The sequence below is a fragment of the Photobacterium minamisatsumaniensis genome, from assembly GCF_050336695.1.
GTDB lineage: Bacteria > Pseudomonadota > Gammaproteobacteria > Enterobacterales > Vibrionaceae > Photobacterium > Photobacterium minamisatsumaniensis.
The window spans coordinates 1-19,039 of record NZ_JAKJSI010000024.1; the positions used below are offsets into that span (position 1 = coordinate 1).

Annotated in this window: 16 protein-coding genes, 1 tRNA gene and 2 pseudogenes; 6 read left to right on the forward strand and 13 right to left on the reverse strand. The window is 39.6% G+C overall.

The genetic code is table 11. From position 1 onward, the window contains the following. Positions 1–159 precede the first annotated feature (159 nt). Positions 160–1,461 (reverse strand): lytic polysaccharide monooxygenase, encoded by a 1,302-nt coding sequence (locus L4D78_RS13270; protein ID WP_428467368.1) that lies wholly within the window; start codon positions 1,459–1,461, stop codon positions 160–162. Between the two features lie 261 nt (positions 1,462–1,722). On the opposite strand from L4D78_RS13270, the gene L4D78_RS13275 reads away from it, so the two are divergent. Next, entirely contained in the window at positions 1,723–2,187 is a 465-nt protein-coding gene (locus tag L4D78_RS13275) for a winged helix-turn-helix domain-containing protein (protein ID WP_428467369.1), read from the forward strand. A 430-nt stretch (positions 2,188–2,617) separates the two neighbouring features. Here the strand turns inward: L4D78_RS13275 and L4D78_RS13280 are convergent, their stop codons facing one another. From L4D78_RS13280 to L4D78_RS13295, 4 genes are all read right to left on the reverse strand, one after another. After that, entirely contained in the window at positions 2,618–3,151 is a 534-nt protein-coding gene (locus L4D78_RS13280) for an outer membrane beta-barrel protein (protein ID WP_428467370.1), read from the reverse strand. Continuing rightward, positions 3,141–4,058: a hypothetical protein gene (locus tag L4D78_RS13285; protein WP_428467371.1), complete on the reverse strand. Its 918-nt coding sequence runs from the start codon at positions 4,056–4,058 to the stop codon at positions 3,141–3,143. The genes L4D78_RS13280 and L4D78_RS13285 overlap by 11 nt, the downstream gene beginning before the upstream one ends. An 82-nt stretch (positions 4,059–4,140) precedes the next feature. Further along, the gene (locus tag L4D78_RS13290; RefSeq protein ID WP_428467372.1) at positions 4,141–5,022 is read right to left on the reverse strand and encodes a hypothetical protein; all 882 of its coding nucleotides are present in this window, start codon (positions 5,020–5,022) and stop codon (positions 4,141–4,143) included. 15 nt (positions 5,023–5,037) lie between these two features. Beyond that, positions 5,038–5,382 carry a hypothetical protein gene (locus L4D78_RS13295; protein ID WP_428467373.1) on the reverse strand — a complete coding sequence of 115 codons (345 nt, stop codon included), beginning with the start codon at positions 5,380–5,382 and terminating at the stop codon, positions 5,038–5,040. 320 nt (positions 5,383–5,702) lie between these two features. On the opposite strand from L4D78_RS13295, the pseudogene L4D78_RS13300 reads away from it, so the two are divergent. Continuing rightward, positions 5,703–6,010, forward strand: a pseudogene (locus tag L4D78_RS13300) (MATE family efflux transporter); the annotation flags it as partial. Positions 6,011–6,096: 86 nt separating this feature from the next. Here L4D78_RS13300 and L4D78_RS13305 read toward each other — a convergent pair. After that, positions 6,097–6,870 (reverse strand): hypothetical protein, encoded by a 774-nt coding sequence (locus L4D78_RS13305; RefSeq protein ID WP_428467374.1) that lies wholly within the window; start codon positions 6,868–6,870, stop codon positions 6,097–6,099. Between the two features lie 378 nt (positions 6,871–7,248). On the opposite strand from L4D78_RS13305, the gene L4D78_RS13310 reads away from it, so the two are divergent. Then, positions 7,249–7,572 carry a hypothetical protein gene (locus L4D78_RS13310; RefSeq protein WP_428467375.1) on the forward strand — a complete coding sequence of 108 codons (324 nt, stop codon included), beginning with the start codon at positions 7,249–7,251 and terminating at the stop codon, positions 7,570–7,572. Between the two features lie 116 nt (positions 7,573–7,688). On the opposite strand, the gene L4D78_RS13315 is transcribed toward L4D78_RS13310, so the two are convergent. Together L4D78_RS13315 and L4D78_RS13320 are read right to left on the reverse strand one after the other, a co-directional pair. After that, entirely contained in the window at positions 7,689–8,963 is a 1,275-nt protein-coding gene (locus L4D78_RS13315; RefSeq protein WP_428467376.1) for a metal-dependent hydrolase family protein, read from the reverse strand. Between the two features lie 63 nt (positions 8,964–9,026). Beyond that, positions 9,027–10,509, reverse strand: a pseudogene (locus L4D78_RS13320) (pyridoxal phosphate-dependent decarboxylase family protein). Positions 10,510–10,781: 272 nt separating this feature from the next. Here L4D78_RS13320 and gloA point away from each other — a divergent pair. Both gloA and L4D78_RS13330 read left to right on the forward strand, forming a co-directional pair. After that, a complete protein-coding gene (gloA, locus tag L4D78_RS13325) occupies positions 10,782–11,162 on the forward strand; it encodes a lactoylglutathione lyase (RefSeq protein ID WP_428467377.1) in 381 nt (126 codons plus the stop codon). 21 nt (positions 11,163–11,183) lie between these two features. Then, positions 11,184–12,284: an alkene reductase gene (locus tag L4D78_RS13330; RefSeq protein ID WP_428467378.1), complete on the forward strand. Its 1,101-nt coding sequence runs from the start codon at positions 11,184–11,186 to the stop codon at positions 12,282–12,284. A gap of 140 nt (positions 12,285–12,424) precedes the next feature. Here the strand turns inward: L4D78_RS13330 and L4D78_RS13335 are convergent, their stop codons facing one another. From L4D78_RS13335 to L4D78_RS13355, 5 genes are all read right to left on the reverse strand, one after another. Further along, complete coding sequence (locus L4D78_RS13335) at positions 12,425–12,967, reverse strand: porin family protein (protein WP_428467379.1); 543 nt, start codon at positions 12,965–12,967, stop codon at positions 12,425–12,427. A 608-nt stretch (positions 12,968–13,575) separates the two neighbouring features. Beyond that, a complete protein-coding gene (gene purU / locus L4D78_RS13340) occupies positions 13,576–14,436 on the reverse strand; it encodes a formyltetrahydrofolate deformylase (RefSeq protein WP_428467380.1) in 861 nt (286 codons plus the stop codon). 323 nt (positions 14,437–14,759) lie between these two features. Next, positions 14,760–14,834 (reverse strand) — tRNA-Gly (locus L4D78_RS13345). A 191-nt stretch (positions 14,835–15,025) separates the two neighbouring features. Then, positions 15,026–15,202 carry a hypothetical protein gene (locus tag L4D78_RS13350; RefSeq protein WP_428467381.1) on the reverse strand — a complete coding sequence of 59 codons (177 nt, stop codon included), beginning with the start codon at positions 15,200–15,202 and terminating at the stop codon, positions 15,026–15,028. A 165-nt stretch (positions 15,203–15,367) separates the two neighbouring features. Further along, entirely contained in the window at positions 15,368–17,716 is a 2,349-nt protein-coding gene (locus L4D78_RS13355) for a glycosyl hydrolase family 18 protein (RefSeq protein ID WP_428467382.1), read from the reverse strand. Between the two features lie 386 nt (positions 17,717–18,102). Here L4D78_RS13355 and L4D78_RS13360 point away from each other — a divergent pair, with 386 nt between their 5' ends. Beyond that, entirely contained in the window at positions 18,103–19,008 is a 906-nt protein-coding gene (locus L4D78_RS13360; protein ID WP_428467383.1) for a chemotaxis protein, read from the forward strand. Positions 19,009–19,039 lie beyond the last annotated feature (31 nt).

Consider the following 19,039-nt stretch of genomic DNA (forward strand, 5'->3'; position numbering starts at 1 on the left):
AATCTAGGTTCAATGGTAATGACAAAATAATTATATATTAAATGGCTTCACACAACAGGAAAAAAGATTAAATGTAAATAACATGCTTAAATAGCATTTAAAAATCAACACTATTTAATTCAACTAGAATTTATAATGCTGATTTAATACTGTTTATAACTACGGGTTAATTGTATACTTTACGAAATCAACATCCTTATTACCATTTCCATCATTCACTTTTAATGAGAATTTCACTTTAACTGGTTCAGCGATATTTTTATTTAATTTTAATTTCACAAAATCACTATTCAAATCATTTTCTATCACTTTAAAATCGTTAATATCAATAATATTCGGTTCAGATTTTTTTAGTTTCCACTTAAATGTTAAATGATCACCATCTGGGTCTAATGATTTACGTCCATTCAATTTTATTTTCTCATTTTGATAAACTTCCACATTTTTACCAGCATTAGCAACAGGTGCAACATTTTCAACTTCTGACAAGTAATCAACTTCTACTGCATATTTATCACCTTTTGTATATATTTTATTATTAGATAGTCTACTTCCATCATAAGAAACAACTCCATTACTTAATACTCCGATAGCAATAAAATCAGRAGTAATTTTATTTTTTAATTCTTTCGCCCACACATTATTTAGTCTATTAGATTCATTTATAACAATTTTTTCTTTGAGGACTTCTATATCCGTTGTAGTATCGAAAACCCTTACTAAAATAGTATCATCAACCTCAGGTTCATATAGAGGTTCTATATAATATTCTTTATATATTGTGTAATTAGCATTATTGTCGTTGTTTCCAAAATTTAAATCACTACAATTATAGAAGCCTTCTCCAGCGCTATCAATTCTTTGCCATCTGGTTACAAGCACCGCATCTCCGCTTCTATCTGTAGGAAGTACAACATTCATCTTATAACGGCTATTTACAACTGGTACGTTTTCTTCTGTGTGTATAAGCTCTAAATCATCCCATACCACTGAGTCTTTCGATTTATCGAAACCAGGCTTTGTCAGGTATAGTTCCCAATAACTTGGATTATGAGATGCTGTTGCATAAAACGAATAATTTAAAGTTTCACCAGATTCAACCTGTGTTTGCTTCCAATGTTCAGAAGGTAAATCGATACCACTTCTTGCTGAGCTACCTCCAGCACATATTAGCCCATCTCTAACAACATCTTTTACATTTTCAATGTTTCTGTATCCATAAACATTCGCACTATATTGGTGGAATTGCGAAGTAATTTCACTTACGCCACTTGTTGCAATTGCTTGTCTGCATGCAAGGTTGGGAATACCGGAACCATCAGCCGGCCACCACAGTCCAGGCTGGCTCTTACAGAAACTTTGCCTAGCTATTGGCACCTCAACAGCTCCATGACTGTATGCATTCGTTATGATTAAAGTAGGTATGGTAAGCATTATATATGTTAAATACTTTATTTTCATGATATCAAACACTCCTTATTAATAGTTAAATTAATATACCACTTGTAACGATATAGACTTCGAACACATTCTAAAAAATATTATACTGACACTTTTATTTATATTGAATAGTCTCGATACTCTGGCGGGCTACACCTTAATTGCAATAATCAAAGTTATATCAATATCGGTAAGAACAAGTTAAAGTCATGATTTCATTGTTAAAGATATTATTTTACAATYTCATGACAATCATACAAATAAACATTATATTATTTAATTATGATTACTTTATACTTAAACAAACAGTCAGACGAGTTAATCGTAGATGATAAGATCTTAACCTTTAATAATCAGGAACTAAGAATACTTGAGCTTTTATCTGATTCATCAAAAAACAATGTTATAAGCAACGACTTTATTCTGAGCGAATGCTGGGGAGATTCTCACGTGAGTGTAAATTCTGTTTTTGTAACTATAAACAATATCCGAAAATCATTAAGAAACGTCGGATATCAAGATGTTATAAGTAACATCAGAGGTAAGGGGTATTACCTAGATGGAAAGTATTCAATTGATGTAAAGACACCTTTAATCGGAAATCAAGAGACAAGAAACACTCTATCATCTGCGTATGCTAACCAAGCCATAAAAATAAACTTTAACAGAGTGATTACATGCATAATTTCAAATTTATTTTTAGTTTTTTTACTCTATCTTACACTGAAACATATCGCTTTTTTGTAAAAACACTTCTGTTTATTATTACCATTAATGCCATTGTATTATTTTATGCCCATATACAGTCTTGGAGTTGTAATAAGTTTACAGAGATGAGTTACAATGAGTTTATTGTTAAGCATACTTGTAATAATGGTTTTTTCAAAACTATTGTAAAACATAATAATATTAATATAGGTTATTCAAGAGGTGTCTTATTTAAATATAAAGACACCTACATAACAATAAAAAGTCATTTTGAAATTTATAACAAAAACCATGATGACATTTTATTATCATGGTCTAACTTTATAATAAAGAGTCAAAGGAATAATAAAACAATAATAAATTCATTATCGAGTCCTACACTACAAAAAGGTCTTATCATAAATGAACAACAACCATTACTGAAGTAATTAAATGCTCACACACTTAACTATATAACCTGATAGTATAATTACAACCAATATTTAAGTGATAATATTACGCTATGGCTATCAAAAGACCCTATAGTATCTTCATTACCAATATCATTTATAAATCGATAGCCAACGGTTGTACTCAATCGATCATTTAAAATATATTCTCCACCAAAGTCTAAGACAGGTGAAATACCTTTGTCACTATCTCGGAGACTAGAAGCATGTTTATCTATTGACCAAAAAGACATACCAACGCCGCTATATAAAGACCAATCATGAGAAAGCCTATGACTATATCGAATAGTGCTATATTGTAACCAACCATCAACTTCAATTCCGTTTCCTTTTAGGTTACCGAGTGACTGTAGCCCTATATTCCAATTCCATCTTTCATCAAACTTATAACCCCCAAATACACCATAAACATATGACGATGCCTCACCACCATTTGATTGTTGATATCCTAGATCAACACCAATGTTCCCCTCATTTTGGACATGTGCATTAGCTTGTAAAGCAAGGAAGAAATAACTCAAAACAATCAAATGCTTATATCGATTATTTCCCATTTTTATTACCCTCTTGAACGCAAATAGGTGACAGCCTTAAAACAACAATATCATCAACTAGCTTCCCCTCATATAGATCATAAATCGATGCACCTCCATTTCCATTTTCATAAAAAATCCATTTTGGTTCATAAGACCATCCATATACATCATATAACTTGTATTGAATGTTATAGTTTAATGGATCGATTCCAAAATCATGCAGAATTTGAAGTTCATCCAACTTTGGTACCCGCATTCCATGATTAGTACAATAAACATACTGGTCTGCAAATGGCATACCCACTAACGCTTCATTAATATCAGACCACGTTGTCATCATATACATTTCATCATCTTCTTGATGATCTATAGAACTTGATTCCCAAGCAAAGTAATAATCTTCATCTACATTATGATTAACTTTTGGGTCAAAAAAATCTGGAGGGCATGAAAATGAAAGATCATACTCCTCGACATAAATATAGTCAGTGCTGCATCCCCTAGCATCTGAGTTAATCACTACACTGAAAGGCTCTAATTTATATTTATCGATATCAGAGAGCGTCGCATTAACAATAACATCTCCGGGTTCGAGCGCTCTGAAAAATGGCCGATGATAGTCATCATAAATAACGATAGCTTCATCGCCTATAACCTCAAAATCCACACGTGATGTTACATCAATATTAGTTTCAATATCATCAGCTGAGTATGTTAATGTTGCAAATAATTTTCGGTATCCTCGGTTAGCTATAAAATTTTTAGTACTAGGATCAAAAAAGTGAACTTTTAATACAGGAACTACAGTCGGTGGCGGCTCAGTCGGTGGCGGCTCAGTCGGTGGCGGCTCAGAAATATCAAAGAGCCCTTCAGAATTGCAACCAGCCATTATTGTCACTACTAAAAAGAATATTATTTTTCTCATCACAATTACATTAATATATGTCAATTAATAAGTGGCTCTACGTCTTGTAGAACCACTTCAGAATTATACAATGTTATAACGGTTATTTAGCGCAACTAAAATAACCGTTATAACTGCTAACATCTGCTGCTGAAATCGAGTTTAAATCATCGATTAGGAAAGTATCATGCCATGTAATACCAGGAATAGGCAATGGCCCATCGACGTCATCACCAGTCCAATACCTTGTTTTAACAGGCATATTATCGAGATTCTCAGGCAATACACTCGCCCCTTGAGCTTGAGCAACAGTGATCGGTTTAAAGTCAGGACCAATTGCTGCACAGTATTGTTTAAATAAATTCGTTTCACCCTTCTTCAATACTGAAGAAGCGTACGTTACACCCCCTACGTCTTCAGTGTAAGTCGGTTGCTCTTTAAAGAGCTGTGAATATAGCTCTACTGTTGGAGGACCAACCCAATTTACTGGATCTACTGGGTTTTTAACAATTTTAACATCACATTCATTACGCTCTATGTTATTTACAGTGGCTTCGCTACCATGAGTAATCATGTAGATTCCACATAATTTCACAAATTCAGTTGTGGCACCAATCTGAAGATCTACAATTGACTCGATACCCTTACTTTCATCTTCATTTATATCATGTACGAAGCTTTTAAATTGAATAAATGATGAAAGCATTGTTCCTTTTTCATCATAAAGAACAGTATATGCAGCAGTTACCTTTGGTATATCAATTTCAGGAAGGTCGCCGATATCTCCGTCATAAATATTCGTTACTATTACTTCAACATCTGTAGATAAAAGATTACCACCGATAATTACTTCTTCTGTAGAGATTTTATCTTCAAGTGTCCATAAATCAAGAACGCTAGCTGCCTGAGTTGCAGATGCAACATTTGTTGTCAACAAACCAGCGACAAGTGTCGCTAAAAGTGTCAGTTTTTTATTAAATAACATAATACTTCCGTTTTATTAATTGTTTTGATGTGATTCTGAAATAACTTCAATCGAATTAGAACAATCTGCTTCTAAACAAAGTCTGATTTTTTTACCGGCATCAGAGCTTTTAGTAATGTAACCTACGCCTGTCCCTACTTTATTATTATTTTCGTCAAACCAAATGTAATTATTCACATTTCCGTCTTGATCATAGTGAAAGATGGGATCTTTCGCATCAGTTGCAACAATTGGCTGATTAACATTCACAGCTAATGAGTCACCATCAAGAGCTGTTAATTCCAAAGCATGCGCCGTATTTACGGCCATACACCCTGCTACAATTGTCGTTAAGAAAGTAATTTTTTTATAAAAACTCATATTTTTTTAATTCCTGTGTCTTTAATCTTTTTTTAATTAAACGTATAAATAAACGTAGAAAGCAAATTAGATCACCTAATCGCTTCGCCAAATAACATACTGGATAATCAAGCAACCACAGACTAACTTAATCTAACTTAATCTAACTTAACCTAACTTAATCTAACTTAATCTAACTTAAGCTAACCTGAGCATGATGGTTGGTAATATTAGTTCGAAAAAAAACAATTAATACAGATGTTAAATCTGATATTTAAAAAATGAAAATTATAAAGCTTACCGATCAATTAAAGAGTAGATATTACAACAGCGTCTCCCCTATTGCTTATACGGCTATTTATCAGATAAGTGATGCACTTCGGATTTCATCAAATGGTGCATTAAGGACATATAAAGATCCAAAACTCCGATGTTCCTTACTTGCACAGCCTACTGGGGCATCGCTTTGCCGCTTGGTATTACCTTAGGAATGACGAATTATATTGTTCCTGCAATGGGAGAAACAGGCTTTTGGATTGGCATTATTGCAGGGTTATCACTGTCCGCAATACTGATGCTACTGCGCCTGACCCAAGTGGTAAAACGCAGAGAGAGCCCGGACACTATGTTATGCGCCGCAGCAACTTAACAGCACTAAAAGTGCTACACCCTGTTGATTTAAGACATTTAAAAAGGAGCATTTAGCTCCTTTTTCTTTATCTACAATTCGTTTGGTTAGAAGTGCAATTTAACGCCTACACCAAAGCCATTATTACCAAATGCCGTTGGATTTGCGTACTCGTCTTTAGACTCCCAAATAACTGATACATAAGGAGAGAAGTTCTTAAACCCTTTATACTCACCCATCAATTCAGCTTCACCAAATTCACCTTTATGCCCTATATCCTTCAAGGCTGACCGAGTTGAATTTTTCACAAAGTTAAAATGCGCAGCGCGGAGATTTATATCCCAGTTCTCGGATCTATAACCCAGTACCAAATCTTTACGGTCTACATTCGTTGCGCCGTAAGTAATACGATCCAGCTTGTTAGACATTCCACGATCAAATCTATACATCGCAAAGGCATATAAGCCATTTCCATGGTTATACATCCCAGCAAAACCTGCTTTTAGCATTGAGCGGTAGCCATCATCAAATTGGTATTTGGCTACGGGACCGAAAGCCAATTTTTTATTAACCGGAAAAAAGTACATAAATCCCGGAGCAAAAAAAGACTCTACATCATTTAAGTCTGCAAAATCCCCGTCAATAGGGAAAAAACCATTCTCACTAAGGTCTTTGGACCAACTATGGTATTCAAGCGTGCTCAGTAACAAGCCTGGGCCGACTTTACCGAAGTTGCTGGTTAATTCCATATAATTGCGGCTGAAGTGGCCTCGATGTTCTGAAACAATTTTCAGATCATGAGATGCCATAGGCTCTGTATTTAAAGCCCAAGCATTCGTTGCCGACAGTAACCCAGCAATAATTAACGTTTTATGTTTCATTGTTTGTCTCACCAATTTTATCGGCTCAGGTGAAATCCTGAGCTCTTTTTATCATGATGAAATGCCCACTTCTTCTCGGCATTTTACATATTGATATTGGTGTGGATTAAAACAATTTACTTGGATAATTTCTTTGCATTGCACGTCCAATACTTTGCCCTTTACGCCATGATATCTGGTGTTTGATGTTGATCATACTCTTGACATTAACAACATATATACAACCAAGTTCATCTGGCTGAGCTTTTTAATTTCAATTCAAAGCTAAACATATATCGCATTAAACCAAAGGGGAAAATCACGATGGCATTAAATGGTAAAAATAACCCAAAATATTGAATTACATTGCTAACCCTAGTTATTCAATGGAAAGTTAAAATGAAAAACTCAATCGTAGCTGCAGCCCTCATCACCCTGTTTAATTCCGCTCCTGTCTATGCCGATGTGTTTGGTGATGCAGCCAAACTGGGTGCTAATGCAGGTGCCATGCAGTTTTGTAAGCGATTAGATAGAGAGAATGAAGGAAAGTATGATCTTCTTGGCTTACGCACAATGGGAGAGTTTGACGACCTCAGTAGCCGCGATCGAGCCAAGGCACTGATATACAGAGAGAAGGCTGAAGAGAGAGGCATTTACCTAAACAACCCGCTAGACAAATCACGTTGCAAAAAGCTACGACGTACAATGCACCTGGCTTTGTAGCGTTCAATATTTAGCAAGATCCTTCATAGCCTCCACATGGAGGCTTTTTACCGTCGCGATAATATACAAAAGCCGCCTAAATTCAGGCGGCTTATAAAGAGTACATGAAACGAAGCTTACCCTTGGCGGGTATCTTTGAATATGTCTCCTCCTTTGATCACAACTTTAATATTGTCTGGGTTGGCGAGAATATCAAGATCGCTAACGGGGTTTCCTTGTACGAAGAGCATATCGGCAAATGCACCAGGGCGTAATACCCCAAGATCAGCACCTGGGTAAGGGTCTAACAGCCCTGAGAGCTTCAACAATTCAGCCGTATCAGATGTCGCTTGCTTGATCCCGGTAAAAGAGCCGAAATATTTCTTACGTGCCGAAAATTCCATATTTTGCTTCGCATGTACTTCTGGTTTTCCGACCAAATCAGTACCAAATGCGCACTTCAAACCATATTTATCCACCAGCTCTGCTTGTTTAAGTAAACCTTTACCAACGCGTTCAGTCTTCTGATATAAGATTTCACTGCCAAGCGGAATTTTACGGTTAGCAATCAGTTCTGCCGTCGCATACTGAGGCACAACCCATACATCTTTATCGAGGCACATACTGGCAACTTCATCATCCATAAACGTGCCATGCTCAATCGACTTTACGCCTTCTTCTATCGCAATTTTCATCGCGGGTTGAGCATGGATGTGGCTACAAACGTACGATCCGTAATTGGTAACAGTCTCTACAATCGCACGTAATTCATCACGGGTATATTGAATGGTATCAAGGGGATCAAATAACGATGACGCACCGCCACCGCCGAAAATTTTGATCTGTGAAGCCCCTTTAAAAATCTGATCTCGAGTTCGCTTAAGGCACTCTGGTACCCCGTCAGCCAAGACAAGATGCTGTTGGCGCATAAAGCTAGAATCTTCAATTCCACGGTTGAAATTTGAGCGCTGGGCTCGGTTCTGTCGATAGTCAGCATGACCACATGTTTGTGATATACCAGCGTAGCTAGGGTAAATTCTTGGCCCCGCAATAAAGCCATTATCAATGCTCTGCTTCAAGCCATAACAGTTACTGCCTACATCTCGAACTGTAGTAAAACCACGCTCTAGCATTCCTTTAGCAATAACGGTTGAGCGAATTGCCACCTCTTCCTCTGTCATCAAATCAATCGCATCGAAGGTGTCTGACAAAGCAATATGGGTATGGGCATCTATCAATCCGGGGATTACCGTATAACCATCAGCATCAATGATCTTATCAACGTCATCGACAGCAACTTCATACTGATAAATATGACGAATAATCCCATCCTCTACCAATACACTGCAATCATGACGCAGCGGCTCATTGATCCCATCGAACAGTGACACATTCTTAATTAGCACTTTCATTTTAACTCTCCCTTACCTCGGAAATATGAACAAGCGTTAGCGATGTTGGTCGCAAACCATTAATTACTCGCTAACAACGTCAGCTTGTTTGCTTTCATGGCTAGGATTTTCGAGGTGATAACGATTAAGTTCGATGGCGTAGGCTTCGATAATTTTCTCGGCCGAGCGGTCAATATCTTGCTCATTGGTATGGCAGCTCAATACTGAAAACAGCATCGTCTTGAGCCCTTTATAACCCGAAGTTGATGGATAACAGTAGCCATCTTGCTGTAAGCGATGTACCACTCGCTCGGTCAAATGATTCCGGAATGTATCATCACCAATGCCAAACTGAGCCGAGAAGCGATTCGAGATGACATCATTAAGAATGGTGATCCCCTCAATTTGCGCTAGCGTGTCTGCCATTCGCTTAGCTAAATCACAGCAGGTATCAAGATGCGCCTCTATACCGGCTTTACCCAATGTTTTAATCGCCGCATACACTGGTACGCCGCGGGCACGTCGAGAGGCGGCAATACCAAAATTAATTGCATTGCGGTCGGGTTTGGCCATTGCATCGTTGAGATAATCTCCCATGTTGCTCCCCCCCATTGCACACGCCAATGCAGCCGCATCTTTAACAATCACCATCCCGCAGTCATAAGGCATGTTGAACCATTTATGGCCATCGGTATCGATAGAGTCAGCCCTTTCAATCCCTTTTAATAAGTGTCGCTGACGCTCACTTGCAGCCGCCCATAAGCCAATGGCACCGTCGACATGCAACCAAGCATTAGGATGAGCAGCAACGCAATCTGCCAATGCTTCAAATGGGTCAAACGCACCTGAATCAATACAGCCAGCTTGCGCACAGACTAAAGTCGGGCCATCGCAACGCGATAAGATGTCAGGTAAATATTTAGGAATGATCCTCAGGTTACTATCTGTTGGAATTGTATGGATATTTTCCAACCCAATACCAATCATTGAAAGCGCACGCTTAATGGTTGAATGGATCTGATCGCTCACCACAACATGAACCCGCGGGGCATCGTAAAGGCCTTGCTTCGCCACATCCCAACCAGCCCGTTGAAGCAATGTATTACGGGCAGTGGATCAACGCGGTATAAATGGCTTCTTGTGCGCCAGAGGTAAACCCTAGCCCAGACTGCTTAGATAAGCCCAGCAGCTCAATCATCCATTCGGCGGCCGTTTCTTCGACTATTGCCATCGACGGGCTCGACACGTAATAAGGTACATTTTGATCCCAAGCACTTACCATCCAGTCTGCGGCAAGTGACACAGGAAAAGTACCGCCTATCGCGTAACCAAAAAAGCGTGGACCACCAGAGCTCATTAAACCTTGTTCAACGCTTTCGGCCAGCTGCTGAAGTACAGTATCTGGGCTGCTCGAGGAAAGTGGTAACGCACCACCGATAGCCTGTCGCAGTGATTCGGAGGTCGCCAGTTTATCGACTGGGCGATCTGGCAATGATTCTAAATAAGAGACCGAATGGTCAAACGATTGATTAAGTAATTGACGGTATTGATTAAACTGATGAGACATAACACAGTTCCTCTTCATGATTGCTATGCCGCTAAGTTACTTCGTCTTCAGTTTAATTATTTACCATTTCACGCCACCAACATATTCTAATATTCAACAACCTTACGACCAAGCAAACACCATACAATCAATAACAAAATATTATCAAAATAATAATTATTGATAATTTAATCTATACAAGGCCACGCGGTATAGTAGCGTTATCAATAATGGTTGCTGGTAGCCCATTAACACTAGTAGATTCGCTTAGCGTCACTATAGAAGGGTGCGATATGAAATTTCTCCATACGATGATCCGCGTTACTGATCTAGATAACTCAATTGAGTTCTACACCAAGATCTTGGGAATGCAGGTACTGGATCGTTTTGAAAACACAGAATATCGTTATTCGCTTGTGTTTGTTGGTTACGAAAAAAACGGGGCAACCATTGAGTTAACGTATAACTGGGATACTGACGCTTACGAACTGGGTAATGCCTTCGGCCACCTCGCACTCGGTGTTGACGATATTTATGCAGCCTGCGACAAAATCAAAGCCCAAGGTGGCAATGTAACACGTGAGCCCGGCCCAATGCTTGGCGGTACTACACATATTGCCTTCGTAAAAGATCCTGATGGCTACGCTATCGAACTTATTCAGACTAGCAAATAAGCACTGGTTGGAGAACTACCGATGAAAGATACACTATTTCAGCCAATGCGACTTGGCAACGCTTCACTTAAAAATCGTATTGTTATGCCGCCCATGACCCGCTCTCGCGCTAGTCAACCAGGTAATATGGCTAATGATATGATGGCCGAGTACTACGCACAGCGTTCTGATGCTGGCCTGATTATTGCTGAAGGTACTCAGATTTCAGAAATGGGCCAAGGTTACGCTTGGACACCGGGTATTTATTCTCACGAGCAAATCGCTGGCTGGAAAAAAGTGACAGATGCAGTACACGCAAAAGACGGCGTAATTTATGCCCAGCTTTGGCATGTTGGCCGTGTAACCCACCCTGCGAACATTGGTGGTCAGCAGCCTATTTCGTCTTCAGCGCTAAAAGCGGAAAACGTTAAAGTCTTTATTGATGATGGTAGCAATGCCCCAGGTTTTGTCGATGTTGTTGAACCTCGTGAGATGACCAAAGACGATATTAAGCATGTTATTTCCGAATATCGACAAGCCGCGTTGAATGCAATTGAAGCGGGTTTTGATGGCATCGAGCTACACGCAGCAAACGGCTACCTTGTTAACCAGTTTATCGATTCAGAAGCCAATAACCGTACCGATGAGTACGGTGGCTCAATCGAAAACCGCTTACGCTTCTTAAGTGAAGTGGTAGAGGCTATGACTGATGCGATTGGCAGTGAACGTGTCGGTGTTCGCCTTGCTCCATTTACATCACTTAACGGCACGGTTGATAAAACACCCGTAGAAACTTACACCGCTGCGGCTGCACTTCTGAACAAACTGAAGGTGGTTTATGTTCATATTGCGGAAGTCGATTGGGATGATGCACCCGATACACCGGTAGAATTTAAGCAGGCAATTCGTGAAACATACCAAGGTACTATCATCTACGCTGGTCGTTATAATACAGAAAAAGCATCACAAGCTATCAGTGACGGTTTTGCCGATATGGTAGGCTTTGGCCGTCCATTTATCGCCAACCCTGATCTACCAAATCGTATTATGAATGACTATCCTCTCGCTGTTCATAACCCAGATACACTGTTCGGTGGCGCAGAAAAAGGCCTTGTTGACTACCCAGAGTATCAAGCAAGCTAATTGCTGTACCCTTACGTAGTAACTGACCTAGCCCTATTCACTATGAATGGGGCTATTTTATTTAATGGTTTCTGAAAAAATTACGGTATAGATAAGCCCCCTTATCATATAAAGGGGTTCTCATTAGATATTTATACAAATTAAAAGTGGTAATTTGCGATGATAACTATTTGCTGAGAGTTATCTATATCAACACCCTCTTCTTCAAAATCTTGGTGCATATACCGGTACAGGATATCAGTGCTCCAATCATTATTGATTTTGAAAGATGACCCAACTTGGAGGCCTCTAAGGAATTCCAGAGAACTCTCATCGACTATATCATTATAGCCAACCCCTAATAAAAAACCGCCACTTAAGGCTATCTTATCACTTAAATAATATAGGTAATCATAGGAAGCAAAAAACAAACTCTGTGAAAACTTATCTTTATAACTGTACGTCCCCGTCACTCTATGTTTTGACTCTATTGTCAAACCAGCGTTCAGTTGAAAAAAAGAATCTTCACCATTTAAAGAACTTTCACCATCCAACCTGTCATTCTGATAACCAACACCGCCACCTACAAAATAATCTGCCTTAGCTAATGAAATTGAAGAAAAAAACATCAATATTATAATTATACCAATGTAATTAGTTGAAATATTCAAATTGCATAATTTAGGATGTTTTAAAATAGACATTATATCAACTACCACCCAACCAATTGTAAAATATTAGAAAAAATATCGCTTCCGATTTAAGGTCTGAGTTCTGTATACCAAATAGAATTTATTGAGTGTTAAAGCAGACATAAAAGCATAATAACAAACACAAATCAYTTAAAGTATCTCAGTAGGGTCAACATCAACTGTTCATAGATGTATCCAATGGCAGACAATAATTCCAAAAGCATAGACGAACAATATGAAAATCACTTTCTCACATTCAAGAAAATTATCGATATTGTGATTTAAAATAATCAAACCATAAACTGACACAAAATCAATAACGATGCATTTATTTATTATATTAATAACTTAATTAGATTATACATCTAAAAGGTTTATTCTTTAAATTACAATCCCCATGTGATCGGATTTATTTTCATTGATGTCAGGTTACTTAATGAAGTAATCTTGTAAAATATTTACAACCATATATTTATAAAATCAAAAAAACACAGCAACAAGATAGGTAATAAAGTGATAGATTATTGCTTTGCCATCATTAAATTCCAAACCCTGTATAAAGGGCTTGGAATTTAATGATAATAGAGTCCGTTACGAGAGCTATCGCGTAAGCGGCTGGCTTATGAGCGCTCAAACACCACTGATTTATCGTTGAATAAGAACACCCGCTTCTCAACGTGATATTGAATGGCCCTTGCTAGTGTTAAAGATTCGACATCCATTCCTTTTCTCGCCAGATCAGCGGGATAATAAGTATGATTAACGGTTTCCATCCCTTGGGTAATAATTGGGCCTTCATCCAGCTCATCACTGACATAATGAGCTGTCGCCCCAACCAGCTTGACCCCTTTGCTATAAGCTTGGTGGTAAGGCTTCGCACCTTTGAAGCCCGGTAGCAGTGAATGGTGAATATTGATGGCTTTCCCCGCCCAACGGGTACACATTTCATTAGAGAGTACTTGCATATAGCGTGCAAGTATTAGCAACTCGCAACCCGTTTGCTCTAGCACAGCTTGCACCTGAGCTTCTTGCTGTTGCTTAGTGTCAGCGGTGATAGGGAAATGGTAATAAGGTATATCGTGCCACTGAGCCAATGATTGCAAGTCAGGGTGATTGGAGATCACAGCTCGAATATCTACCGGGAGGTTACCCGTTCGGTAACGGTATAGTAAATCATTCAGACAGTGATCATATTTAGACACCATGATCACCACTTTGGGGCGGTACTCTGAAGGCGTCAGTTCCCACTCCATATCAAACTCTTCAGCTCGCTTGGTGAAAGACGAGCAAAACGCAACTTGATCAAGCTCTGTATTATTATCTAAACGGAAGACCGCACGAATAAAGAAACGCTGGCTCAATGCATCATCAAACGAATTCAACTCAGTGATATAACAATCAAACTCGCGCAGGAAACGAGTTACTACATCTACCGTTCCCGATCGCCCTGTGCAGCTTGCAGTCAAAATATATGTTTTCATATCCTTGTCCAATTTTGCTTGGCTACGTCACTTTGGTCTGTTCCACGCAGCACCATTAATTTTTAACGCTAGTTATTTATTTTAGCGTCGATATACCGCACTGTGCTCCTGACGCATCCGAAACAACGACTCTGCCGTCACAAGATTCAGTTGCCACCATTGTGGCGGCTTCAGGGTTTACCAATACAACCTACTTTCGTCATTGTTTCAAGTTTTCTCTCTGATATTTGTTCTGTAACGGTTACAAACGCCAGATACAACAAAATACGCAATAAAGCGTTTAATTTTCAAGAGTTTGTAATTGTATAGCTAGAAGGAAAGCTTGGAGCGTGCAGCGGGAATCGAACCCGCATCATCAGCTTGGAAGGCTGAGGTAATAGCCATTATACGATGCACGCTTATTGATGTTGGCATTGCCAATCGGTGATAAGCTTGAACGAGATAGATAATGTCATATTGAGGATTAAAAGAAAGCACTGCTTTCCCAACTGTGACCTATATCACAGAATGCAGGAATAACCGTTTAAAAAACAACCAGATAGAGAAGGTCGATATAAAATCGACCTTCATTAATGCTAATTAGAAGGTGTTATTTAGAAGAAGGATATTCTCCTTCATTCTTCATTTGGTTAGTTATTGTCCAATGTTCGCTCGGATCATATGCTTCATCACATATATCCAATGAAAAACCCATGTCGACGATTTCTTTCAAGGTTAGATTATCTGCCAACTTGGCAATGTCGCCTGACTTGTTACGTAGTTCCATATCGGTCGCCCTTCATTACCCACGACACCTTAACTATAGTGGTGAAGCGCTAAAATTTCCTTTGCTGATTCTAGCGAATCGGCCTACTGCATAAAAAACGCAGACCTCAATATGAGGCCTGCGTTGATCTTACATTAATGTATTTTATTAAAATGAAACCAAACGTTAAATCAGTTCCCAAGGCCCATTGGCGTTACCCGGCTGATCACCTTTCGTCCACCACTTAGCACTGTATTGTTGACCATTGAAGATTACTACATCGCCACCGTTGTAGACTTTAGCTGAACTCCAATCCTGAACACTGCCATCATCAAAAGCTTCCCACGCGCTACTTGTTCCTGGTTGCTCACCCTTAGTCCACCATTTAGCAGTGTACTGAACACCGTCAAAAACAACAGTATCGCCAGTATTGTATATAGTGTCCGCGTCCCACGTTGTGTTGCCACCCGTAGTATCTGCCACAACAGTGACTGAGATTGTCGCACTGTCTGCCGCTAAGCCATCTGATACGGTCACGACTAAGTCAATTACAGTGTCAGTTGTAACCGTTGGTGCCGTATACGTGATATCTGCCCCCATTCCTGTAACAGCAACATTACCGCTAGAAGCAGTGTAGGTTAATACATCACCATCGGCATCGTCTGCACTTACGCTGATCACCACACTTTGGCCACTGTTTACAGAAGTGCTAGCAGGTGCCGTTAATACTGGCGCCGTGTTACCAACAACTCCAGTACCCGTTACATTCACTACAACATTACCAGACACCGATTTACGACCATCTGAAACCGTTACCGAAACTACTTCTTCAATATCAACCGCCGTATTAGCCGCTTGGAAAGTCACAGTCGCAGTTCCATCACCGTTGTCGGCAACTGTCGCATTTGAAGCACTGAAAGATAGCGCATCGCCGTCGACATCCGTTGCCGATACAACAAAGCTAATCACTTGACCGGCATCCGCAGTTTGAGCCGTAGGCAAACTCAGTACTGGTGCATTATTAGGTATTACATCTGCCGAAAAAACACGGTCAATCGCTTCCGCGAGTGGCGAGCTCAGCTGCGTACATTCTTTCAGTTTCGTACCACGATTGATAAATGTGCCTTCACACTTAATGTCACCGTGTACCTGCCAAACAATTACCCCACCAAGGTTATTATCAACAATGTACTGGGCTTTTTTCTCAATCGACGGTACATCATCATAACTTAGGAAGTACTTCCCTTTTACGGCATATGGCACTTCGGCGTTCACATCCCATAAATGCTCCCAGCCGGACGTTTGCTGAATGTAGTTATAATTTGGTTGTCCTTCAAATTCTTTCCAGTTATCTAAATCAACCGCTGATACACCTGGGCCATCAACACTGAATGTCACAGCACGCTTATCTGTCGGTGCACCAACATAAGCTGTGCCTTCAGTTGTTTGAACACCACGGCCATAGAATGCAGCACCAAAGTTAATCTTATCTGAAGGGATCCCCTTAGCGTCCATCCATGCGCGCAGGTAATCCAAATTTAAATCAGGGTATTCTTCTTCAGGGTGTGAATATAACGGCGCATTATGACCTGTCACATTAGACCAACCACCATTCAGGTCGTAGGTCATCATGTTGAAGTAATCCATTGAAGCAACAAGACGTGGCCAGTTATAACCTTCTAGTTTTGCCGTTGAAGCAGAGAACGCAGCAGTCAACAGTTTATTCGGGCCAATACGCTCGCGAATATCTTCCATTAACTGCTCAAAATTACCATAGTCCTCAGGGTTACCACCGAAGTTCATACCACCAGTACCAGGGTATTCCCAATCGATATCAATGCCATCAAAGCCTAAAGCCATTAACTTATCGACATCTTCAAGGAACCGTGCCTTTTTAACTGGGTCGGCCGCCATCTCTGGGAAGTGCTTTGACATACTCCAGCCACCAAGTGAGGCCATAACCTGCACACCTTTTTGCTGAGCAAGGTCAATTAAGCCCGGCGCACCACCCGCTTTTTTCAGTGGGATCGGAAATTGCCCCGTTACGCCTGTTGGCTCATGCAACCAACCACTTCCGCTCTTAACAAACCCCTGCTCTTGTACTTTAAGCAGTGCATCAGCCTCCCACGCTTCGTTGCCTGGGTATTGGTGAATGTACTCAAGTTCACCCCATAAAATGTGTAGGTCCCAACTTGAGTAAACGTCAGGATGAAGCAATGGTCCCGGCTCTTGAACAGCATCAGGTTTATAGATATTTTTATTTCGTAAGTCGCCGCTATGTAAAGAACCGTCTTTAGCGACCCCAAAGAAGGAGAAGTTTAGGATTGAGTAAATATCCATATTTACATTTAAATGAGTCGCTTCGCCTTTAACGCTAAAACCTGCGTTAGTGCCTTTCCATGCTTCCCATTGAGTAATATAACCAATCACATTTTTGTCATGTGTTGGTGCAGCTTGAGTGTTAGCAGCAATCCCTGCTAGTAGCATGGCTGACATTGCGCCAGCCAGTTTGCTAAGGTGTAGTCCCTTTTGCATTTTATTCTCCACGTAATGGTTAAGTAAAATTATTCAAAATCAAAATGGCTCATTCCGGCCTTGTTTTCGTTGACGCATTAAGTGTTAGCGAAGTTTTTTCGTTTCGCGAAGGGAGTGTTGGTTTTTGAAGGGCAATTCAAACTTAAATGTAAATAAATTGTAACAGATGCGCATTAAATCAGCTTCTCGTTCAAATATATGTTTATTATTTGCACGTTCTTTTACGATAAAAAAGAAAGGGAAACAAAGAGCTGATACTCATCTTTTAAAGATATTTACTTAGATCAATTAAAAACAACAATCTCACTAACTTTGATTCCTATCTATAGTGTTAAAAGTTACTATATTGTTTTTAGCTAGCTTCTTTTTATTACAGGGATTGAAGAATGATAAAAAATGCCACTAATCAATCTCAGGGCATGTTGTTGTTCCAACTTACAGCGTTGCAATCTTTTGCTATTGGTACATTAAAAGTAAAAGAGATTGTGCCTTATACAACACTTACTGCAATACCACACTCTCACCCTACTGTACTTGGCGCTGCAAACTTACGTGGCGACACATTGCCTGTTATTGATATGGCAAAATCCATCGGCTACCCTCCACTAACAAAAGATGAATTAAAAAATTGCTACATTATCATTACTGACTGTCGCCGTATGTTGGTTGGATTTTTAGTTCGCGGTATTAATAAAATTACCGAATGTAATTGGCATAACATTGATCCCCCACCAAGCGCATTGGGCAATAATGTTTTCGTCACGGGGGTTACAACCGTTGAAAATAAATTGGTTCAACTCTTAGACGTTGAATTAATTTTATCTAAAATCTTCCCTGATGCACCAGATAGCCTACACCCAATATTGACAGATGTTCAAAGGGAAGTACTTCGTCCTCTAAAAATTCTATTGGTTGATGACTCTGCCGTAGCACGTAAGCAACTGTCGCAAGCATTAGACAGTATTTCTATCCCTTATTTCATTGCAACCAATGGTCGTGATGCGCTTGAAATGCTAAAACATGCAGCCGAAGCCAACCAGCCATTTGATATCTTAGTCAGTGATATAGAAATGCCCGGACTAGATGGCTACGAGCTTGCTTTTGAAGTGCAAAATAACGCTATACTCAGCAATGCGTATATTATTCTGCACACCTCCCTTTCAAGTGAAATTAGCGTTTCACAAGCCCACCAAGTAGGGGCTCATGAAGCACTAACAAAATTTGAAGCCAACGAGCTAATCCATGCGATGCTGCGTGGTGCAAAAATGAAAGACACTGCCGCAATTGCCTAAATGCGGTGACTGATACACGCTGAACGCCAAA